We start from the raw sequence: 19,780 nt of genomic DNA, 5'->3' as shown, positions 1-19,780 counted from the left end.
ACCATCGCAGGGACGACCCCGGCGGGCGCTGGGACGGCCGTCCGGATAGCCGAGACCCTCGACCGCCTCGTCCGAGGTTGCGATCGGAAGATCCTTACTAGCAGGGAGAGCCGTGAAGACCGTCTTTCACCCCACATCCGCGCCGGGCGTGAGCCACGCCGGCTGGTCGATGCGCACGGCCAGTCTCATCGCGGGCATCGCCCTGCTGCTGATGACCGTCCTGGCCGTCTTCGCCAACTTCGCCGCCTTCGAGGCCCTCATCACGCCAGGGGACGCGGCCAGGACGGCCCGGGACATCGCCGGCTCCGAAACGCTGTTCCGCTGGGGCGTCGGCGCCTTCGTCCTGGTGGCCGTCCTCGACGTCGTCGTGGCCGGCGCGCTGCTCACCCTCTTCGAGCCCGTACATCGAAGCCTTGCGGCGATGGCCGCCTGGTTCAGAATCGCCTACGCCGCCGTCCTGCTGGTGGCCGCCGCCCAGCTCGTGACCGCGCTCGATCCGCTCAACGACCCCGGACAGGTCCTGCGCGCGGCGGGAGCGTTCACCATCATCTGGCACGTCGGCCTCGTCTTCTTCTCCGTGCACCTGCTGCTGATCGGCTATCTGGCGTACCGGTCCGGTTTCATGCCGCGCGTGATCGGCATCCTGCTGGTGATCGCCGGGCTCGGATACCTCGCCGACGGGCTCGGCCTGATGCTGGTCCCGGGCTATTCACTCGACATCGCCATGTTCATCTTCGCCGGTGAAGTGGTGCTGATCTTCTGGCTGCTCATCAGCGGCCGCCGGCTGACCATCCGGCCAGGGGCGGCGACGCGTACCGAACCGGACAGAGAAAGGACGGCCCAGCCATGACACCCCGGACAATCGCGGTCACGGTAGGAGCCCTGTTCATCTTCCAGATGATCTCGGCCATGATCGGCACCACCCTCACCCAGGCGTTCATCGACGGCAACCCCGACACGACGGCGCTGACGGCAGGCGTCGCGCTCATGATCTGTTCAGGCCTGGCCGTGGTGGCCATCGGCCTGCTCATGTACCGCATCCTGAAGACCTTCAACCAGAAGCTGGCCCTGTGGTACCCCATCATGCGGGTCATCGAGTTCGTGGTCTCCGCCACCTGCGGCCTCTACCTGCTGACGCAGTTGCAAGCCGTACCGAACACGATGTTGTGGGTGTACATCCCCACGGCCATCGGGGGCCTGATGTTCACCTACCTGCTCTTCGTTTCCCGCATCGTCCCGCAGCCCATTGCGATGCTCGGCCTCATCGGCTACGCCCTGCTGCTGCTGGGAGTGCCGCTGGACCTCCTCAGCGTCCTGGACATGGACGCGGGAGCCGGCATGCTCTTGCTCGCGCCGGGCGGGTTGTTCGAAGTCCTGGTCCTGCCCATCTGGCTGTTCGCCAAGGGCTTCACCTTGCCTCAGCCGTCTCAACCGGCGCAGGCCCGCACGGCGTAGCCAGACGGCAGGCCTGCCGGTCCCAGGAGATGCTGGAAGGCGTCCCGTCGTCCCCGTCGCCGACGAGGAATTCACCCAGTACAGGAGCCCACAACGGTGATGGCGCTCAACGAAATGGGCTCTGGCGATCTTTGAGAGTGCCTGCGTGGTTGATCAGCACGGCACGCCGCTAGCTGATGCTTGGCCCCCAGATCGAACATCGCGGTCCAGCCGGTCGCCACGCCTCCGAAGACCAGCCCGAAACGATCGCTGCGGCAATGTCCACCTGGCGGGACCAACAGACCCTCCGATGAGCCGCCCCGCCACTGAAGCACTGGGCACGACCAACCTCGCAGCCCCTGAACACACGCCGAATACCCCCTCCAGCCGGCGTCTCGCCGTAGCAGCAAAAGAAGGTTCAGGCCCAGAAGGAGCCATCATGCTCATCCTGTCCGTCGAAGCCGACAGCGCCATCACCCGTCCTCCCGCTCGATCCTGGTGACCAGCAGTAGCGAAACCGAGGTGCCAGCTAAGGTCGATAGTGATCTTGGCCCTGCTCCGGGTTTCGACGGCGGTCCCCCGAAACTCCTCGCCTGTACCCGCGACATGCCGGCAAGTCCCCTGAAACGGCTGCTCAAAGGCAACGCGCTATGAACCTATGCAACGACGAGGAAACCCTCGACGAAACCGGCCGCCCACCGCCGCTCCCGCCTGCACTCGTACCGGACGCGGCAACGACGGCAAGAGCAGGCCGCCACCACCGTCTGACAAGCTCGTCTTCGGCCCGGCGGGGCGGGCGCACCGCCGGCGCCGCCCGAGCCGCTGCTCGACTCTGAGCCTGCCGACTGACCCAGCCCGATGACCCGGCTCAGGTCGCACGTCGCCGGCCAAGGCGGCCTTATGGCCGCACCACCGCGACGGAGTTGCGTGCGCCGTACAAGACCCCGAGGGTGACGGATCCGAGCATCACGGTGCCGATCGCTCCCCTGCCCTGAGAGCCCACGACGACCAGATCCGCCTGGGCGGAAGCGCTGATGAGAGCATCGACGGGGTGGTCGCGACGGACGTCCTCGATCACCGGAACCTGCGGATATCGGTGTCTCCATCCCTGGAGGATGGCGGCCGCGGTCCGGCACTGGGTGGCGTGGATCTCGTCCAGGTCGTAGGCGCTTTCGGGGATATGAGCGTGCGCGGGCGGTTGCCACGCATAGAGCGCGCGCAGCGTGCTCGCGCGGAGCATCGCCTGCTCGAACGCGTAGGCGAGGGCGGGTTCGCCGGCGTGATAGTCCTCCAGCCCGACCACGACCTCGCCGTGGGCGGTGTCGGGGCCGGATCGGACGACGACCACCGGGCCGTGCGCGTACCCGGCCACGTGGGTGGCCACCGAGCCCAGCAAGGCCCCGGGGAAGCCGCCGAGGCCGCTGCCGCCGATCACGATCTCGGCGGATCCGGCGGCCTGGCTGCGTAATGCCGCCGCGGCGGCGCCCTGAAGCAGGTCGCAGTCGATATCGATGCCGGGCTGTCGCTTGCACGCGACCGTCTCGGCGTCGCTCAGCACGCTCCGCGCGCTGAGCATGATGACATCACCCTGGCCCGGGGTGGCGAAGCTCGCGATCTCGTACGGTGAGCGGTCCACGGCGTGGAGGATGCGGAGCCGTGCCCCCGCGCGAGCGGCATCGTCGGCCGCCCACTCGACGGCCGCGGTCGCGGCGTCCGAACCGTCTGCGCCCACGACAATGACGCGATTCATGGCTACTCCAGGTTGGTTCCTGCAATGTGCTGATCATTCGAAGCCGGAACGCGCCGGACCGGACCGGCATGTTCTGTGCCGTTGCCGGTCGCCGCGGTCAGCGCTTGAACATCCTCTTGATTTTCCCGTTGCGCTGCCCCAGTTTATTGTCAGACTGGAGGGCCACGCCTTTCGACTCCAGATGCTGGTTTCCGGTAGCGCGGCCGAAGTAGAGCATGATCCAACCCTGAACGGCCCGCGTCCTGTACTTAATCTTCCTTGTCAGGCTCATGGCGCTTCCCTTGCTACTCTCGGACACAACGCGGCCTGGCCCGAGACTGCTCTTCCTGACGAGGGCCTGATTATCACCGCAATCGATAAACGGTGCCGATTTCCCTGATGGCGACTTGACGTCTCTCCTTTTTGCGGGAAACGAGGTAGAATAGAAAGTGCGAGGACATTTCGAGCGTCGGCAAACAGGTTGGCGTCGCCCGCGGCGATAGACTATTGCGGCCCAGGTGAGGGGCCCGACCAGGCCAGGCAACCATGATGACGACATTCCTCTCCCCGATCAGCCCTGTTCTCGCGGCCCAGCCCGCTCCTCGGCTCAGCCTGAACGCCGCCCTCGACCGGCGAGGCACCGTTGACGGGCGTGGTGGCCGCGCACCCCCGCCGCCGCCGCCGAACTGCCCGCCCTCATCTCGGCCGTCGACCGGCGACTCGACAGGGCCGTCCTGCGCGTGGGCCTGTACCTGGACGCGTGGGATCACATCCCGCGCCGCATCCGGCCCGCGGTCGACAGATCAGAGTGGGCTGGTTCCGCAGCGCCGTCCCGCATCTGATCACCCTCAGCATCGCGGGAGCCGTGCCCATCACCCTGCTGGTCATTCCGCCCGGCACCGCGGACGCCCCCGCCATGGCGGCACTCGCGCTCGCCGCCGCAGGCACGACCGGCGTCCGTCCCGCCGACATCCTCCGCCCCGCCACCCCGGAAGGGGGCATACCCGGCCGGGACGACTCAGCCTCCTGGGAGAACGAGGGCGGCCGCATCACCGCTCCTGTTCCCGCACGGCCCGCCACCATCTGACCCACGCCGAGCCGCCGTTCCCGGCGGCCACGAACCTCCGACGAAGACAGGCACGGCCCGATCTCTCAGCGCGGACCCAGGGGACGCGCTCATCCGCTCGAAGACCGAGCAGGCCTGCTCGCCTGGCCGGGTCCTGGCCGGCAGCCATCCCCGCGCCCGTGACAAGCCCCTGCCCAGGAGGCGCCCGCACCCTCTGGTGCGCCAGAGCAGAGACCGTGCGACCTCCCCCTACCTGCGACTCTCAGACAAGAGAGGAACCCGACCATGAGCTCGACAACCCCGTTCGCCACGCGAGCCCCCACCCCCGCGATCCGGCCCTACCCGATCCAGGTACACGCCCAGCAGGACCACCCTCTGTCACGCTGGCTGTGGCTGATGAAATGGCTGCTGATCGTACCCCACGTGCTGATCCTGATCCCGCTGTGGATCGCCTTCTGCCTGCTCAGCCTCGTCGCGCTGGCCGCGATCCTGATCACCGGCCGGTACCCGCGGCCGATCTTCGACTTCAACGTCGGCGTCATGCGGTGGAGCTGGCGTGTGAGCTACTACGCCTACAACGCGCTCGGCACCGACCGCTACCCGCCGTTCGCGCTGCGGGAGATTCCCGACTACCCGGCCGGACTGACCGCCGACTACCCGGCGCGGCTGCACCGCGGCCTCGCCCTGGTGAAATGGCTCCTGGCCATCCCGCACCTCCTGATCGTCGCGATCCTGTTCAGCGGCAGCGCCTGGATCGGCTGGCAGGCCGGCGGCGACGCATGGGACTGGGGCGGCGGCGGTCTGGTCGCCCTGCTCGTCCTGATCGCCGGGATCGCGCTCACCGTCACCGGCCGCTACCCCCGGCCCCTGTTCGACCTCATCCTCGGCCTGAACCGCTGGGGGCTACGGGTCGCCGGCTACACCGCCCTGATGACCGACCGATACCCGCCCTTCCGCCTCGATCCCGGCGGAGACGACCCTGGCGGCGGAGCCTCCGTCACGAGCAGAGAGCCTGCCGCTCGCCCCGGCCATGACAGCGGCTGATCACTTGTAGATCAAGCAGGAGATGATGGCGGAGTGCCCGCTCGCACGCGCCGGCGCACGCCCGACCTCACGCGGTGCGTACGCCGGCCTCATCGCAGACCGCCGTCCGGCGCGTCTTGCGGAGCCGGTCGGATCGGTGAGTTCTGCGGGTCGGCGGGGTGTCTGCCGGAGGGCCCGTGCGAGCCGCGGTCACTGCTCAAGGATCGCCTCGCCGCAGAACCAGCGGGCCGGCCCCGAGCCGGCCTCGCCCAGCGCGGCGAGAGCGCCTTCGCGGGTGAGCTGCCCGACAGCCGGTATTGCCGCAGGTCACATGCCACGCATGTGTATCAGGTTGCCGGCGGGGCACGGGTTTCGGTGACGGATGGACCCGCTGGCGAAGGGTGGCGATCGACGTGTTATCGGGTTTCCGGTTGGAATGGCCGATCACGGACGATCTTGCCGCGCTCCGTGCGGGCGTGCGGGCCTTCGGCACCGGTGCCGGCTTGGCCGACAAGAGGCTTACCGATTTGGTGATCGCGGCGAGCGAGGCCGCCGCCAAGGTGCTGGAGCACGGCGGCGGCGGCACTGTGATCGGCTGGAGCGACACGGGCGGGGTGAGCCTGGAGATCGTGGATGTGGCCGGCGCGTTGACCACGGCGTACTGGACCGTCGATGCTGACCCGGACCTGCTCGCTGGGCAGGGAGTGGGCTTCTGGCTGGTGCGGCAGCTGTGTGACGAGATCAGTCTCGACGACGGTGACGGCCCCATGCGGTTGCACCTGCGCTTTCACCATCGAGCCCGGCACGACGACGCTCGTCATCTCGCCACTGCGTAACGAGGAAGCGCCCCTTCCTGAAGTCTCCCGGGCCTCTCTTGCATGTGTGCGCTTTGGAGGCGGAGCTCAAACTTCCGGTAGCGGCATCTCCCCAGCTGGGAGGCCCAAAGATGCTGGATGAGCGGGAGATATCGGCGCTTGCGGCGCTGTTGCTGGAACTGGCCGGCCAGGTTGAGCACCGAGGCCCAGCGGATGGCCGAGGCGCTACGGGAACGCCTCGACGACGTAGGCCGGGGCGGTGTAGCGCCCGGTGAAGGCGTCCAGGCCCGCCAGGACCAGGCGGCTGAGCGAGACCAGGCAGCCGCCGAGCAGCGCGACCACGCCGCTCGGCAGCGCGATGAGGCGGCCGAGCAGCGCGACAGCGCCGCTGCCGACCGGGGCCGCCAGGCGCAGCGAGCCCGGTCGGCAGCCGACGACGCAGACCGGGCCTTCCATGATGTGCTGTGGGAAGCCGAACAGCGTGATCAAGCTATCTACCAGCGAGACGACGCCAGCCGCCCGGGCGGCCGAGACCTCGCCGCGGTGGAGCAGGAATGGCGAGATGCCCGCGAGCACGGCCACAAAGATCGAACGGTGTTGCGCGAGGAATGGCAGGCGGTCCGCCGGGAGCGGGCCACGGCCCAAGCCGACGAACAAGCCGGTCGGCAGGATCTGCTGCGGGCGTGAGGGGACCGTCAGGCGGCCGCGGCGGATCGGGCCGCAGCCGCGCATGACCGGGAAGCCACCCTGGCCGGTCGGGAGTAGGCCGAGATCGAGCGCCAGCAGGTGGGGGCCGCCCGCGCCGGAGACGGTCGGCGCGGGCGGCGACAGGAGCGCCTGGCAGCACCAGTTCCTCGCGGGTGTGCACGACACCCGAGAGCGCGCGCGGGCCACTGTCCGCCAGGCCAGACAGGTGCGCGAGAAGGCGGCGGCGGCCCGCTGCCGGGCCCAGCAACTGACTCGGCGCCCATCAGCTGATCCGCTGCCGGCAGCTGAAGATGAAAAAACTGTTGAGTGATCGGCCGGTGGGCAACGGTGCCGCCTCGTAAATGCTGTCCTGGATGCTCCTATTGATGTCAAGCACTGGGTTCCTGATCGGTTCTGGTGATGACCCGGTAGAGCTCGCGGGCGATGTAGCGCTTGAGGCAGCGGATGATTTCTTTCTTGGACAAGCCGTCTTGGGTGCGTCGTTCCATGTAGGCGCGGGTGCGGGGGCCCAGCGCAGGCGGACCAGAGCAATGCGGTAGAGGGCGGCGTTGGCTTGGCGGTCGCCGCCGCGGTTGAGACGGTGCCGGTGGGTCTTGCCGGAGGATGCGGGAATCGGGGCGACGCCGCAGAGCATGGCGAAGGCGGCTTCTGAGCCGAGCCGGTCGTGGTTTTCGCCGACGGTGACCAGGAGCTGGCCGGCGGTGTCGGGGCCGAGGCCGTGGACGGCGAGCAGGCCGGGGTTGATGGCGGCCACGAAGGGTTCCAGCAGTTCGTCGAGGTCGTTGATCTCGGTGGTGAGCTGCTGGTGGCGGCGGGCCAGGGACCGCAGTGCGAGCATCGTCGCGGTGGCTGGGTCGTGAGCGTGCGTGGGGTCAGGGCGCAGCGCGGCGCAGGTGGCGATGAGCTTCTTGGCAGGCAGGCCGCGTAGCTGGGTGCGCAGGGCGTCGGGGGCGGTGACGATCAGGGCCTTGATCTGGCGTTGGGCGCCGGTCCGCTCGCCGGCCAGTGCGGCCTTGGCCGCTTGGATCGCATCGATCGGATCGGACTTGCCCTGGAAGCGTCGGGTCTTGCGGTCGGGCCGGTCGACCTCGGTCAGGCGCATGCCCTGCCGGCGCGGGTAACGGGCCAGCCCGGCACCGTAGGCGCCGGTTCCTTCGATGCCCACGACCGTCACGGTGCCGAATGACCGCATCCAGGTCAGCAGCGTGGTGTAGCCGGCGGTGTCGGCGGCGAACTGCTCGGTGCCCAGTACGCGGCCGACGTGGTCGATCACGGCTGCGGTGTGAGTGTCTTGGTGGTATCGACACCGACGGCGACTTCGTCGATCGCGAGGATGTCGGGTGTAATGGAGGGCATCGTCGTCCTGTCGTTCTCAACCGGTGGGCAGGGCGGACAAGACAGAGAAGGGGCCTCTGGCCAGGCTCCTATGAGGTCACAACGCCACGTCCGATGGGTGCAGGCGAGCGCCTCCCGCTCAGACCGACAGATCCCGTTGAAGACCCGAGGTCAGTCAGAGGGCGGGTCAGGACTGGCGGGAGGTGCTCCATACATCATCTCTGTCAGATGGTCAGCCTGCCTACGGCTCGGCCTGCTGCGGCGTGCGGCCCGACGTCCTTATGGGCCACTACCTCACCGCGACGCAGACCCTGTCGGTATCAAGCGCCCTCGCGCGCGGGCGCGAGAGCCAGGCCCTCGAGAGTGCCGGCAACGATGAGCTCCCAGATGAACTTGGCGAGGACGGCGAAGACGTGGAAGATCAGGCGTACGGGGTGGTGGTGTCGAGCTTCTCATGGACGCCGCCCAAGCCCGCGACCGTACCGGCGGCCGCCCCACCGTGGTCAATGCCGAACTCCTCAAGGCCTCCCGGCGCATCGACGCGAGGCGCTGTTTTTGCCTGGCCGGTCCTGGTAGCCGAGACCGAAGAACCCCCAAGCACCGGCGGCGCTGGTGGTCGAGCGAGCAGCCGGCCTGCCTAGGGTGTCGTCGGACCCCACGTCGGACTCCAACCACTCGGTACACGCATAGGTGAGCAGCGCTGGTGAGTCACCAGGCGTATGCCTGCGGCGCTTCTCCCGGACCGGGCCAGATCCGGTTGAGGTGCCCCTGCACCTCCTCATCCAGGCACAGCGACAGTCCACCCAGGGCCGGCCGTACCTGTTCAACAGAGGTTGCACCGACGATCGCGGAGGACAGCACGGGGTTGTGCCGCAACCAGGCCAGCGCCACCTCGAGGGACGACGCTCCCAGCTGCGCGCACAGGCCCTCGTACGCTTCGAGCTGCTCGCGGTGGGCTTCGCGTCGCTCCCGCGCCGCCGGGTCCAACGGAGTGCTGTCAGCGCAGGCGCCGGCGAGGAGGCCAGCATGCAACGGCTGTAGGCGATCAGGCCGATGCCCAGGTGTCGCAGTGCGGGGATCAGCTCCTGCTCCACAGCCCGCACTGCGAGGTTGTACAGGCTTTACTCGGAGGTCAAACCCAGGAAGTACCGCCCGGAGGCGGAGCACTGGGCTAGACGATTGATGCCAAGGCGTAGCTGCGGAGATAGGGCGAGGGTGTCCAAGCTCGATGTGTGACGAAAGAGTTAAACACCCTCGCAACCGCACTGTACGTGCGGATCGACGATGTGTTGAAGGTCCAGCCGCAACTCGCGCCGTGGCGGCCGAAGGTCGGCATCGCGCCGAAACTCAGTGACGCTGAGCTGGTGACCCTGGCAGTGCTGTCGGCGCTGCTGGGCTTCACCTCCGAGCGCCGCTGGCTGCGGTATGCCCGCGCCGAACTGGGCGCGATGTTCCCGCACCTGCCGGGCCGGCCGGGCTACAACCGGCGGCTGCGCAGCGCCTGCAGCTTGGTCCGGCACATGATCCGGATCCTGGCCGCCGATACCTCGTTGTGGAGTGACGACGTCTGGGTGGTCGATTCCACGCCGATCGAATGCGGCCGCTCGCGGGAGACGGCCCGGCGCTCGGCGCTGGCCGGGTGGGCGGAGTACGGCAACTGCGCCTGCCACTCCCGCTACTTCTGGGGGCTGCGGCTGCACCTGCTGTGCACGCTGGGCGGGCTGCCGGTGCTGTTCGCCCTCAGCGGTGCCAAGGCCGATGAGCGCGAGGTCCTGCTCGGCATGCTGCAGGCCGCACCCGACGTGCTGGCCGCCCGCCCGGATCAGACGATCATCGCTGACCGGCAGTATTACGGCCGCCTCTTCGAAGCCGAGCTCGCCGAGCGTGAGCTGCAGCTGCTGCGCCCGGCCCGCCAGGGCGAGCCCGAGCGGCCCGGCGCGGCGCTGTTCAAGCCCCTGCGCCAGACCATCGAGTCGATCAACAAGACCCTCAAGAGCCAGCTGGACCTGGAACGCCACGGCGGTCGCACCGCGGCCGGCGTGATCATCCGGGTGCTGACCCGCATCCTCGCGCTGACCAGCGTGATCTGGCACAACGACAAAACCGGCCAACCGATCAAGCGATCCCTGATCGCCTACGACCACTAACCGTAACCAGACCCCTTGGCATCAATCATCTAGGGCCCGCCCACCAGGTCTTCTTGCCTTACCTCCAAAAGATCATCTTGATGGCCTGGCTTGATAGGTGGCCACAGCCGCTGCTAGGAATGCTCCGCCACATGAAGGTAGCGCGAGCAGGATCGCTCAAAGCAGCGGACTCAACTACGGAAACTCGGAAACGGCGGCATCGGTGCAGCGAGCGGCTTGATCATCCTTTGACCTGCCGGTAGGCAAAACCCGGACCGGGATGCCCGTCGGGTCTTCCGGCTTGGTGCTCCATTGATCTTCTTGTTGAACTGGCTTGGCAGATCGGCCCAACCGGGGCCGGGAACGCCTGGGCATGTGCCGGACCCGTGCCGAAGAGTAACCAGCGAGCAACCAACGGCGTGTCTCCGCCTCGCCGGAGGGCCCCGAAAACCGAGAAACCCCAGGTCGGATGGGGTATGGAGTGGTAGGGCGCCCGGGGCTCGAACCCGGAACCTACGGATTAAAAGTCCGCAGCCTTGTTTCCGCATACTAGAACGTGCTGTGTTCTGTCGTGCGGGGTTCAGAAGTGCCAGCGCAAATGCGTCCAATTCGGACGTTTATTCGCAAAGTGCTAGCGGCAATTTGTCCTTTAATATCATGGATTCGAAGCTGGGTGCCGCTGGTGGTTGCTCGGGCTACTCGGTACGGAGTCCGATGTCGGATTTGACCAAAGGCTGACCGATCGCGCTGTCCTAACTCGGCCTTTCTGGCCGGTATTTCAATAAGTGACAGGGATGAATTCGCCCGCCGGAATGGGGGATCCGAGATGACCGTACAGTCCAGCCACTTCGCCGTATCTCGATGCTGTGTCGTCCACGCCAGCTGAGGCCGCCGCCATGCGATCAGCGCGGGGTTCCTGTGTGGGGCCGGCGTTCTCCGGCCGGGGCAGGCAGCAGCACGCTCCGGGCTCTGCCGGGGCGTGGGCCGGGGACATGTGACCAGCGGATATCGCTTGACATGGGCGGTGGAGGTGGGCGTCGATACCGACCCGCCCCGGACCGGCCGGTGGCCCCGGAACGTCCCCGCTGCGGCCCTATGACGGGCCTGTGCGGGCCTACCGGGGCCGCGCTCCGGCCCGGGGCACGGCAATCCCCACTCCGGGCCGCCGGATGGCGACCCCCGCGGTGATGGGCCCGGTACGCCGAGTGCCGCCGGTGGCGTACAGCACCGGCCGCACCGCACCGACGGCGCTCGGTGGGGTCGGGGATGGGGAGCGCCGGCAGGAAGTGCGACGTCGATCGGTCGGCGACGCGAGATCAGCGAGCAAAGGGAAAGGCGCGACAGCGACGATGAACGGAACCACCTTCAAGACGTGTTCCTGCCGGGATGAGGCGACGGGGAAGAGGCTAGGCAAGGCCTGCCCGAAGCTCCGCCGCCCGGGCGGCGGGGAGTGGTGGAGCAGCACCCACGGCCGCTGGGCCTACCAGTTGGAGCTGCCCGCGCACGCGGACGGACGGCGGCGTAACCCGCTGCGAAGGCGCGGCTTTGCCACGCTGGAGGAGGTCGAGGCCGAGCTGGAGCACGCTCGGGCGCTGCTGGCGCTGGATGAGGATCCGCACATCCAGCGGAAGATCACCGAGCTGATGCTGTCCATGCTCAAGGACACCAAAGCGCTACCACCGGTGGAAGAGGTGCGGCGCAAGGTCCGCACCCGACAGGACCTCAACCCCACCGTGACCGTGGCGGAGTGGATGCAGGAGTTTCTGCGGCGTAAGCGGAAGATCGACGCCACCACGCGCCGCTCGTATGAGGCGCACATCCGCCTGTACTTCGTCCCCTACCTGGGGGACATCCGGCTGGATCGGCTGCGGGTGTCGGATGTGGCGGGGATGTTCGATGCGATCGAGGAGTTCAACGACGTCATCACCACCGCTCGCGCCAGCGGCGATGCGGAGCAGCGGGCCAGGGTGCGGTACCGGCGGCCGGTCGGCCCGGCCACCATGCACCGCATCCGCGCCACGCTCCGGCACGCGCTGAACATCGCGATCAAGCAGGACCGGCTGATCGACTTCAACCCGGCCGCGGTGGTCGAACTCCCGGACGCCGACCGCCCCAAGGCGCTGGTGTGGACCGACGAGCGGGTCGCCGACTGGAACCGTGACCTGCAGCACCGGGTCGACGCCGAGCAGCGGCGGCGCGGGGACCGGCTCAGCCGCGCCAGCATGATCAACGTGTACGCATCCGTGCCGCGACCGTCGCCCGTGATGGTGTGGACGCCCTCCCACACCTACGCCTTTCTCGCCCAGGCGGCCACCCACCGGCTGTCCGCGCTGTACCGGCTGATCGCTCTGCGCGGGCTGCGCCGTGGGGAAGCGGTCGGATTGCGCTGGAAGGACGTCGACCTGAACGCCGGAACCGCTGGAGTGCACTGGCAGATCACCCAGCTCGGCTGGGAGCCGGTGCAGGGGAGGCCGAAGACCGAGGCCAGCGACCGCACCATCGCCTTGGATGAGGACACCGTCACCGCGCTGCGCGCGCATCGCAAGCGGCAAGCCGCCGAGCGGCTGGCCGCGGGCGAGGCCTGGACGGACAGCGGGTTCGTCTTCACCGACGAGATCGGCCGGCCGCTGCATCCGCAGCAGGTCAGTGACCAGTTCTACCAGCTGGCCTTCCAAGTAGGGCTACCGCCGGTGCGGCTTCATGATCTCCGCCACGGTGCGGCCTCGCTGATGCTGGCTGCCGGGGTCGATTTGAAGGTGGTGCAGGAGACCCTTGGACATGTCTCCTCCACCTTTACCCGCGACACCTACACCAGCGTCTACCCGGAGGTGGCCCGGGCCGCCGCGGAATCCACCGCGGCCCTCGTCAATACCGCTGCTGCAGGCGCCCAGACCGCCCGGCTGATCAGCCTGCCGACCCACACCGGCACGACCACTACCTGAGCCACCCGATCCAGGCAGGCCCGCCGATTCTCCGGCGGGCCTGCCTGTTTGCTCTCAACGGCTATCGGACGGTGCAGCCGATCGATCCCCGGTCTGCGCGATGAACGGGGCCGAGAGGGTCCCTGCGAGAAGCAGCGGATCTTCTATCTGCTGGTCAGGAACGCCTGGCCGGGGGAGACGAGCCGACTTGGACAAGGCTTGACTGCTCATCAGGCCGTCGCTGACCGGGGATGCCGTGCAGGCCTTCTGGCTTGATCTTCTGATGGTCGTCATTGGGGTCTGAACTGACGATGGCGGTCTAAATGATCTACCGTCGTACACGGTCCGTACACAAGAGCAACCACCGAGCAACCAGCCATGATCAACAACGAGATCCGAGGCCGGCGAGATCCGAGAAACCCCAGGTCGGATGCGGTATTGGTGAGTAGGGCGGGTGGGACTTGAACCCACGACCCACGGATTATGAGTCAGGGCATCATCGCTACAGCAGCGTGCCTCTGACCAGGGCAATCCTCGATCGTCTGTAAGCAGAGTACTCGTTCCGGGGAAGTATTGGGGGACGATCAAGGCTGAGAGGCGCTCAGGCCGTTCTCTGCTGCCGACCTAGGCCCTATGTCCTCCGGGCCCCGCGGACGGCCGCCAGCGCGACGCACGGTGGCGGTCGTCAGGCGGCAAGTCCCGGAGGAAAAGCCTCTGGGGGCGTTCGAGGTGCGGTTACAGGCGGACCTGGGTGTCCGAAGGCAAGCCACGGCGCTTGCCCTGGCCAGAAGCCTCTCACTTCGATAACGCCGTCAGCCGAAAACAAGCGTTAGCGTTAGAATGTCGCCTGCGCACTCTCACGGAAGGATCGATCTTAAGATGTCTGAGCAGGAGTCCGATCTCGCGAATGTCGACACCGGGGAACTGGAAGAGGAAGAGAGTTCAGCGCAGATCGACGAATACTCAATCGTGTCGTCGCCGAATGACTTCAATACGCGCACGATCAATAGCTTCATCGAAGAAGGGGCTATCAAGATTCCGCCGTTTCAGCGGAACTATGTATGGGATCGCCGACGTGCCTCAAAACTCGTCGAGTCGCTGATCTTGGGCCTGCCTGTTCCTCAAGTGTTCCTCTATGAGGAGGGTAATAACGATTTTCTTGTCATCGATGGCCAGCAAAGACTCATGACCATCTTCTTTTTCGCGAAGGAGAGATTTCCTCGAAAGGAGAAGCGAAGTATCCTTCGGCAATTCTTCAACGCTGAAGGGGGAATCTCACCCGAAATCCTTGACAACGATGAATATTTTGAGGCGTTCAAACTCAGCCTCCCAACTCTCCCCGGGCAGCAAAAGAATAAATTCTCTGGCTTGACCTATAGCACTTTGGGTCAATACAAGAGACAGTTTGATCTTCGCACCATCAGGAACATCATCGTCAAACAAGTGAGTCCCAGCGATGATGATTCGTCGATGTTCGAGATGTTCAATCGACTGAACAGCGGAGGCGTCAACCTGAATCCGCAAGAGATCCGGGCGAGTCTTTACCATTCGGATTTCTTTGATGCGCTCTTCGAGTTGAACCAGGAACCCAAATGGCGAGAACTTCTTGGATCGGCGGACCCGGACTCGCGAATGAAAGATATCGAGGTCATCCTGCGCAGCCTAGCTCTCCGTGAGGGTACAGAGAAGTATGCAGGTTCGATGACGGCATTCGTCAATCGGTTCTGCAAATCCTCAAAGTCCTACGATGAAACAAAGGTTTCTCAGATTACCTCTGAATGGCAATGGTTCATGGGTTTGAACAGGCTGTGCACTCGAAGCACGTACCAAGCAGGATCGTCTAGATTCAGCCCGCTTCTCTTCGAAGCGATTTATGTCGCCTCTCTTGCTCTTCGAGACGCTGGCCGGTCACTCAACGAGATCAACCCGCAGTGGGTCGAACGTATTGGCAAAAGCAGAGACTTCACCCAATGGGCGCAGGAAGGATCAACTAAGACGCTCAACGTAAGGAAGAGGCTCGAAGAGACTCACAAGCAGCTCTCCGAGCTGGCCGGGTAGTGGCTCCATGAAGCCAGTGGAGCGGATGTACTCTGATCACCAGACCGTCTTAGACTACCTAGCCGGCCAACAGCAGGTGTCCTATCACGCAACCCTGCAAACGACACTTCCCAAGGTCCTACTCCTGGCGGCAGCGAGTGAGTTCGAGCACAGGGTTAGCGATACTTTGCGAGACCATGTCCGGGAACATGCATCAGATCTGAAGATTTTACATATAATTGATCAAAAGGCGCTTGGCAGACAGTATCATTCGCTTTTTACCTGGAATGCTAGAAATGCTAATACCTTCTGGGCGCTTTTTGGTAACGATTTCAAGGAAGGTATGAAAGCGTACTGTCGAGAAGATTCGTTGCTGGATGCTCAAATCCGCGCCTTCTTGGAAATTGGCGACCTCAGGAATCAGATGGTGCACAACAATTATGTAGACTTCATTCTAGAGAAGACGCTCGACGAGGTCTATAATCTATATGTCGAAGGCGACCGTTTCGTTAGTAGGCTGCCTGAGCTGCTCAAATTCGACTTCGGACCTTCTTCCTGAGCTGCGCACGCTTGAGCTATCCGATGGGCAGAAGTTAGGGCAAGGTTCAGTCCAGCGTCGATCGGTCGTCGCGAATGATCCGATAGTTCAGGGCGTACGCCACTCCGGTCCCCCGTCTCGGGGCATAAGTATCATTAGTCATCATCGAAGATGCGCGGACGCTGAGGAAGCGGATTGATCGTGCGGCGCTCGAAGGCAATCCAATTTGCGACGTTGTTTGAAGCGACCATCATTGCGTCGCTTGCATGCTCTCTGACTCGGAAGTTCTGCGACACCGTATACTCGCTGCCATGTGATGCTTGATTGAAAGCGGTAGTGGCAACATCGCGTACTTCATCTAACTGTCTAGCCAGATTAGGGTTAGGTTTGGCGATAGCCATTATTAGTAGCGATGTTTCCAGTAGCCAGTCGCTCAGCACAGTGCCAAGCTCGTCGTAGTCTGGCGGCGGTTGGAACGGTGTGCACATGAGTTTGGCAACACGATGTGTGAGTCGAATGAAGGTGTATGCACTTTCCCGTGCGGCAGAAGATTCAGTTAGAGACCGTTCATGTCTGATTGTCACTCGCACGACGTACCAGGCGGTCAACGCAGCAACGATGCCGCCTACAACAGAGCTGATCGCTCCCTGTAAAAGGTTGGCCCACCAGTCAACAGGTTGTCCCACGGCAATCCCTTTGCTCTGTACCTTTGACCTCGCTACGCGTCGGAGCTAATGAGCTGTACGCCATCATGCTGTCGTATAACCGCTCTGCCATCACTGTGCAGTGCATCCTGTACTCGAACAGCAAAGGCTGGGACTGCGAGATTGCTGATTTCATCTGGCGTGACCCACCTAAAGGCCCGCGATTCGTCAGTCGTTACGGGAACGCCCTTAGCGAGACGACAGCGAAAAACGAGCGCGACAATACCTCGTTCCATATGCTTGTAGACGCCGGTGAGCACTTCCGGATCGATCTCAAGACCCGTCTCCTCCAGGACTTCACGCTTAAGCCCGCTAACGATGTCTTCGTCCAGTTCAAGGACACCGCCCGGGGCCTCCCAGTGGCCGTTGTCTCTGCGCTGGATGAGCAGCGCTCTCTCCTGATCATCAACGATGACGCCGGCGACGCTGACAGAGTGGCGTGAGTCATGATCCATGGCAATCCCTTCGAGACCCGAACCTAGCTACACTTCCAAGCTAGTACACGTATGTACGAGTGGAGGAGTTGGCGCGCAGTGGACCTATCCTTGCCTAGTCTTGATCCAGTATCAGACCGGCCCGTCTTCAAACAGATCGCGGACCATCTGAGAGAGGCGATCGAGCGTGGAACCTTGATGCCTGGAGCTAAGGTGCCATCCGAAGCCAAGCTGATGGAGCACTACGGCGTTGCACGTATGACCATCAGAAGTGCCCTTCAGCTCCTACAGGCCGAGGGGCTGACCGTAGCGGAGCACGGGCGTGGGGTGTTCGTTCGTGCCCGCCCCCCGGTGCGCCGTCTAGCGTCAGACCGCTTCGCTCGACGCCATCGTGAGAAGGGGAAAGCGGCCTTCATCGTAGAGACGGAAGGGGCGGGGGGAAAGCCGTCCGTCGATTCCATCCAGATCAGCGAGATGAAGGTGTCGGCCGATGTGGCGCAACGGTTGGGCTTGTCCAAGGAGGACATGGTCCTTGTTCGCTCACGTCGGTATCTGATCAACGGCCATCCCGTTGAGACTGCAGTCTCCTATCTGCCTGCGGTCATTGCCAGTGGGACGCAGATCGCCGAGCCCGACACGGGGCCAGGGGGTATCTATGCGCGCCTGGAGGAGATGGGCTACCGGCTGGACCATTTTGACGAAGAGATCAAGTCACGGATGCCTCTGCGTGAAGAGGTCAAGGCTCTCAGGCTCGCTCCCGGTACACCCGTCTTTCATCTGATCCGAACCGCGTTCGCCGAGGACGGGCGGGCCGTCGAAGTCTGCGACACGGTGATGTCGAGCGACGCCTACGTGCTCGCGTATCAACTTCCTGCCAGATAGCCCCTTGACTCCTCTAGACGAGTCTGAGATACATGAATCAGATCTCCTCTAGACGAGTAGTCGCCTAGGTGAGGTCGCTGCTCAGCCGGAAGATCTGGGAAGGCGGCACACGCCGCGCGCCGACGGGCTGGAGCACACGCCACTTGGACAACTGGATGGGCCACCGCCTCCCCACGAAAAAGGCGGCCTGGCAGGGGAGTAGCCCTTGCCGCTGTTCATGTCCACCCGCAACCAGGGGACAACCATGAGCGCCTTCGCTCGCATTCTCGGCAACGCCGACCACCTGACCCAGACCGACCTGGAGGACTTCGCGTCCTTCATGGAGCCGGACCAGGCCAGCGACTTCCTAAACGAGGTCAACACCGTCCGCAACGGCAAGTAGGCCGTTCGATCCCACCCGTGGCCCGGAAGACTTCCCGTCCTCCGGGCCATGCCCCTCTACAGCCCCGATGGTCGCAGGCAGGGTTCGACTCCCTGCCGGGGCGCTTCGGCATCGCTGATGCCGAGATCACCCGCAACCACCAACCCGAGGGATCTCGCCATGACCGCGTGCGTCACCTACACCCACCCCGACGTATTCACCCGAGGCATCAAGGAAGGTTGGGCGGACCCGCAGGTCGACCCGACGCAGATCGATTGGACCAGCCGTCAGGCCGTCGCCGCGATCCCGTTCAAGGTGATCGACGGCCGGCCGGTCAACCCGGGCGAGACGACCGGCGTCCGGTACGGACGCAACGAGCTGGGCCACTGGGGAGAGCAGCTGGCCGCCGACGCCATCGTCACCGCCAACACCGAGGCCGGCCGTTGGCTGGTCATGGTCGAACGCTCGGACGGGCACGGCTGGGCCGTCCCCGGCGGCTACGTGGAGCCCGGAGAGGACCCGGAAGCGGCGGCGGTGCGCGAGCTGGAAGAGGAGACCTGCCTGGACCTGGCGAGCATGGTCCGCATGCCGCTTCCGGCCCGGTACGTGCCCGACCCGCGTGCCAGTGATGAGGCGTGGATGGTTACGGTGCCCGTCCGGTTCCACCTCGGCACGCTGCCCCGCGCCGAGCTGCCCGCCGTGGTCGGCGCCGACGACGCCAAGCGCGCCGTGTGGGTGCGCGCCGACAGTTACGCCCACCTGGCCGCCTACCTCAGCGATCACTATTTCTACGCCGGCCGTGTCTTCCGCGCCCACCAGGCCATGCTGCGCGACTTGCTCGGCTGAGGGGTGGCGCTGGTCATGAAGCGACGTAAAGCCGTCCAGTTCTACAGCCCAGACGGCAGCGAGACCTACGTCGGCGACTGCCCGAGGTGGATCGCCATCACCCGCCGTATGCGGCCTGACCTGCGCGAGCGCACGGTCATTGTCTACGGCCCCGGCCCCTGGCGCTGCTGGGACTGCTAACGCCTCACCTGGCCCGATCCACCATCCGCCCCGATGGTCGCAGGCAGGGTTCGACTCCCTGCCGGGGCGCCTCTTCGTCGCTCGTACCTCTTTCCTCACACACCACCCAAAGGGAGTGCTGATGCTGTCCATTCGCCTGACCGGAACGCCGGCCGAGGTAGCCGATGCCGTGCTGACCCTGCGCGAGATGTTCGCCGTGACCGCGATCAAGGGGCTATGCCCTTCGGCTCCAACGCAGCCCAGTGTCCGCGTCTATGTCGAGGTGGCCCCCGGCTGACGCCACCCGGCTTACCAGGTCTTTCGCCCCGATGGTCGCAGGCAGGGTCCGACTCCCCGCCGGGGCGCTCCGGCTGCTCTGCCGGGTCCACCAAGCCAAGGGAGTTTCCCCCATGCAGCCCGCCAAGAGTCTGACTCGGTTCCTGCCCACGCTGTTCGTGATCGGCACGGTCATCTACCTCTTCACCGACCCGCAGGGCGCCGCCGTGGCGTTCAAGTGGGCTTTCGAGGCGATCGTGACCGGCGCCCAGCAGTTCGCCGAGTTCATCAAGGCCATCAGGCAGTGACCACCCCACCCCGCCGGGGGCGGCTCTCATCCGCCAAGACCTGAGCCGCCCCCTTTCTCGACTCCCGAAGGAGTAGCA

At 65.3% G+C, this 19,780-nt stretch carries 19 protein-coding genes and 2 pseudogenes; 15 read left to right on the top strand and 6 right to left on the bottom strand.

Features of this window, described 5'->3' with window-relative positions; translation table 11 throughout:
• The first annotated feature begins 112 nt into the window (after positions 1–112).
• Positions 113–850, top strand: a complete 738-nt coding sequence (locus tag ACBJ32_RS58045) for a DUF4386 domain-containing protein (RefSeq protein WP_375134167.1) — start codon at positions 113–115, stop codon at positions 848–850.
• On the top strand, positions 847–1,455 hold the full coding sequence (locus ACBJ32_RS58040) for a DUF4386 domain-containing protein (protein WP_375134166.1): 609 nt from the start codon (positions 847–849) through the stop codon (positions 1,453–1,455). The genes ACBJ32_RS58045 and ACBJ32_RS58040 overlap by 4 nt, the downstream gene beginning before the upstream one ends.
• A gap of 877 nt (positions 1,456–2,332) precedes the next feature.
• Here ACBJ32_RS58040 and ACBJ32_RS58035 read toward each other — a convergent pair.
• Positions 2,333–3,184: a universal stress protein gene (locus ACBJ32_RS58035; RefSeq protein ID WP_375134165.1), complete on the bottom strand. Its 852-nt coding sequence runs from the start codon at positions 3,182–3,184 to the stop codon at positions 2,333–2,335.
• A 665-nt stretch (positions 3,185–3,849) separates the two neighbouring features.
• Between ACBJ32_RS58035 and ACBJ32_RS58030 the strand changes: the two are divergent.
• From ACBJ32_RS58030 to ACBJ32_RS58020, 3 genes and pseudogenes are all read left to right on the top strand, one after another.
• Positions 3,850–4,250 (top strand): annotated as a pseudogene (locus ACBJ32_RS58030) (DUF5994 family protein).
• Positions 4,251–4,514: 264 nt separating this feature from the next.
• On the top strand, positions 4,515–5,273 hold the full coding sequence (locus ACBJ32_RS58025) for a DUF4389 domain-containing protein (protein ID WP_375134164.1): 759 nt from the start codon (positions 4,515–4,517) through the stop codon (positions 5,271–5,273).
• Between the two features lie 380 nt (positions 5,274–5,653).
• The gene (locus ACBJ32_RS58020) at positions 5,654–6,088 is read left to right on the top strand and encodes an ATP-binding protein (protein ID WP_375134163.1); all 435 of its coding nucleotides are present in this window, start codon (positions 5,654–5,656) and stop codon (positions 6,086–6,088) included.
• Between the two features lie 204 nt (positions 6,089–6,292).
• Here the strand turns inward: ACBJ32_RS58020 and ACBJ32_RS58015 are convergent, their stop codons facing one another.
• The 3 genes and pseudogenes from ACBJ32_RS58015 to ACBJ32_RS58005 form a co-directional block, all read right to left on the bottom strand.
• Positions 6,293–6,961 carry a hypothetical protein gene (locus ACBJ32_RS58015; protein WP_375134162.1) on the bottom strand — a complete coding sequence of 223 codons (669 nt, stop codon included), beginning with the start codon at positions 6,959–6,961 and terminating at the stop codon, positions 6,293–6,295.
• 182 nt (positions 6,962–7,143) lie between these two features.
• A pseudogene (locus tag ACBJ32_RS58010) lies at positions 7,144–8,072 on the bottom strand (IS110 family transposase); the annotation flags it as partial.
• A 746-nt stretch (positions 8,073–8,818) separates the two neighbouring features.
• On the bottom strand, positions 8,819–9,277 hold the full coding sequence (locus ACBJ32_RS58005; protein WP_375134161.1) for an aldo/keto reductase: 459 nt from the start codon (positions 9,275–9,277) through the stop codon (positions 8,819–8,821).
• A 104-nt stretch (positions 9,278–9,381) separates the two neighbouring features.
• Between ACBJ32_RS58005 and ACBJ32_RS58000 the strand changes: the two genes are divergently transcribed.
• The 4 genes from ACBJ32_RS58000 (at position 9,382) to ACBJ32_RS57985 (ending at position 15,753) form a co-directional block, all read left to right on the top strand.
• Positions 9,382–10,257 carry an IS982 family transposase gene (locus ACBJ32_RS58000; protein ID WP_375134160.1) on the top strand — a complete coding sequence of 292 codons (876 nt, stop codon included), beginning with the start codon at positions 9,382–9,384 and terminating at the stop codon, positions 10,255–10,257.
• A gap of 1,328 nt (positions 10,258–11,585) precedes the next feature.
• Positions 11,586–13,178 (top strand): tyrosine recombinase XerC, encoded by a 1,593-nt coding sequence (gene xerC, locus ACBJ32_RS57995; protein WP_375134159.1) that lies wholly within the window; start codon positions 11,586–11,588, stop codon positions 13,176–13,178.
• Positions 13,179–14,036: 858 nt separating this feature from the next.
• Positions 14,037–15,215 (top strand): DUF262 domain-containing protein, encoded by a 1,179-nt coding sequence (locus tag ACBJ32_RS57990; RefSeq protein ID WP_375134158.1) that lies wholly within the window; start codon positions 14,037–14,039, stop codon positions 15,213–15,215.
• Between the two features lie 7 nt (positions 15,216–15,222).
• The gene (locus tag ACBJ32_RS57985; RefSeq protein ID WP_375134157.1) at positions 15,223–15,753 is read left to right on the top strand and encodes a HEPN domain-containing protein; all 531 of its coding nucleotides are present in this window, start codon (positions 15,223–15,225) and stop codon (positions 15,751–15,753) included.
• Positions 15,754–15,887: 134 nt separating this feature from the next.
• On the opposite strand, the gene ACBJ32_RS57980 is transcribed toward ACBJ32_RS57985, so the two are convergent.
• Together ACBJ32_RS57980 and ACBJ32_RS57975 are read right to left on the bottom strand one after the other, a co-directional pair.
• Positions 15,888–16,418, bottom strand: coding sequence for a hypothetical protein (locus ACBJ32_RS57980; protein ID WP_375134156.1), 531 nt, complete (start codon positions 16,416–16,418; stop codon positions 15,888–15,890).
• A 32-nt stretch (positions 16,419–16,450) separates the two neighbouring features.
• Positions 16,451–16,891 (bottom strand): NUDIX hydrolase, encoded by a 441-nt coding sequence (locus ACBJ32_RS57975; RefSeq protein WP_375134155.1) that lies wholly within the window; start codon positions 16,889–16,891, stop codon positions 16,451–16,453.
• 51 nt (positions 16,892–16,942) lie between these two features.
• On the opposite strand from ACBJ32_RS57975, the gene ACBJ32_RS57970 reads away from it, so the two are divergent.
• The 6 genes from ACBJ32_RS57970 to ACBJ32_RS57945 all read left to right on the top strand — a co-directional run bounded on the left by ACBJ32_RS57970 (position 16,943) and on the right by ACBJ32_RS57945 (position 19,702).
• Entirely contained in the window at positions 16,943–17,752 is an 810-nt protein-coding gene (locus tag ACBJ32_RS57970; protein ID WP_375134154.1) for a GntR family transcriptional regulator, read from the top strand.
• A 244-nt stretch (positions 17,753–17,996) separates the two neighbouring features.
• Positions 17,997–18,134: a hypothetical protein gene (locus ACBJ32_RS57965; RefSeq protein ID WP_375134153.1), complete on the top strand. Its 138-nt coding sequence runs from the start codon at positions 17,997–17,999 to the stop codon at positions 18,132–18,134.
• Between the two features lie 159 nt (positions 18,135–18,293).
• On the top strand, positions 18,294–18,959 hold the full coding sequence (locus tag ACBJ32_RS57960) for an NUDIX domain-containing protein (protein ID WP_375134152.1): 666 nt from the start codon (positions 18,294–18,296) through the stop codon (positions 18,957–18,959).
• 15 nt (positions 18,960–18,974) lie between these two features.
• A complete protein-coding gene (locus ACBJ32_RS57955; RefSeq protein WP_375134151.1) occupies positions 18,975–19,139 on the top strand; it encodes a hypothetical protein in 165 nt (54 codons plus the stop codon).
• Positions 19,140–19,260: 121 nt separating this feature from the next.
• Positions 19,261–19,416 (top strand): hypothetical protein, encoded by a 156-nt coding sequence (locus tag ACBJ32_RS57950; RefSeq protein ID WP_375134150.1) that lies wholly within the window; start codon positions 19,261–19,263, stop codon positions 19,414–19,416.
• Positions 19,417–19,528: 112 nt separating this feature from the next.
• A complete protein-coding gene (locus ACBJ32_RS57945; protein WP_375134149.1) occupies positions 19,529–19,702 on the top strand; it encodes a hypothetical protein in 174 nt (57 codons plus the stop codon).
• Positions 19,703–19,780 lie beyond the last annotated feature (78 nt).

Origin of the sequence: Nonomuraea sp. GTA35, assembly GCF_041950525.1 — a bacterium.
Taxonomy (GTDB): Bacteria; Actinomycetota; Actinomycetes; order Streptosporangiales; family Streptosporangiaceae; genus Nonomuraea.
The sequence above is the reverse complement of the archived record's forward strand: the minus strand, read 5'-3'. Positions and strand labels throughout refer to the sequence as shown.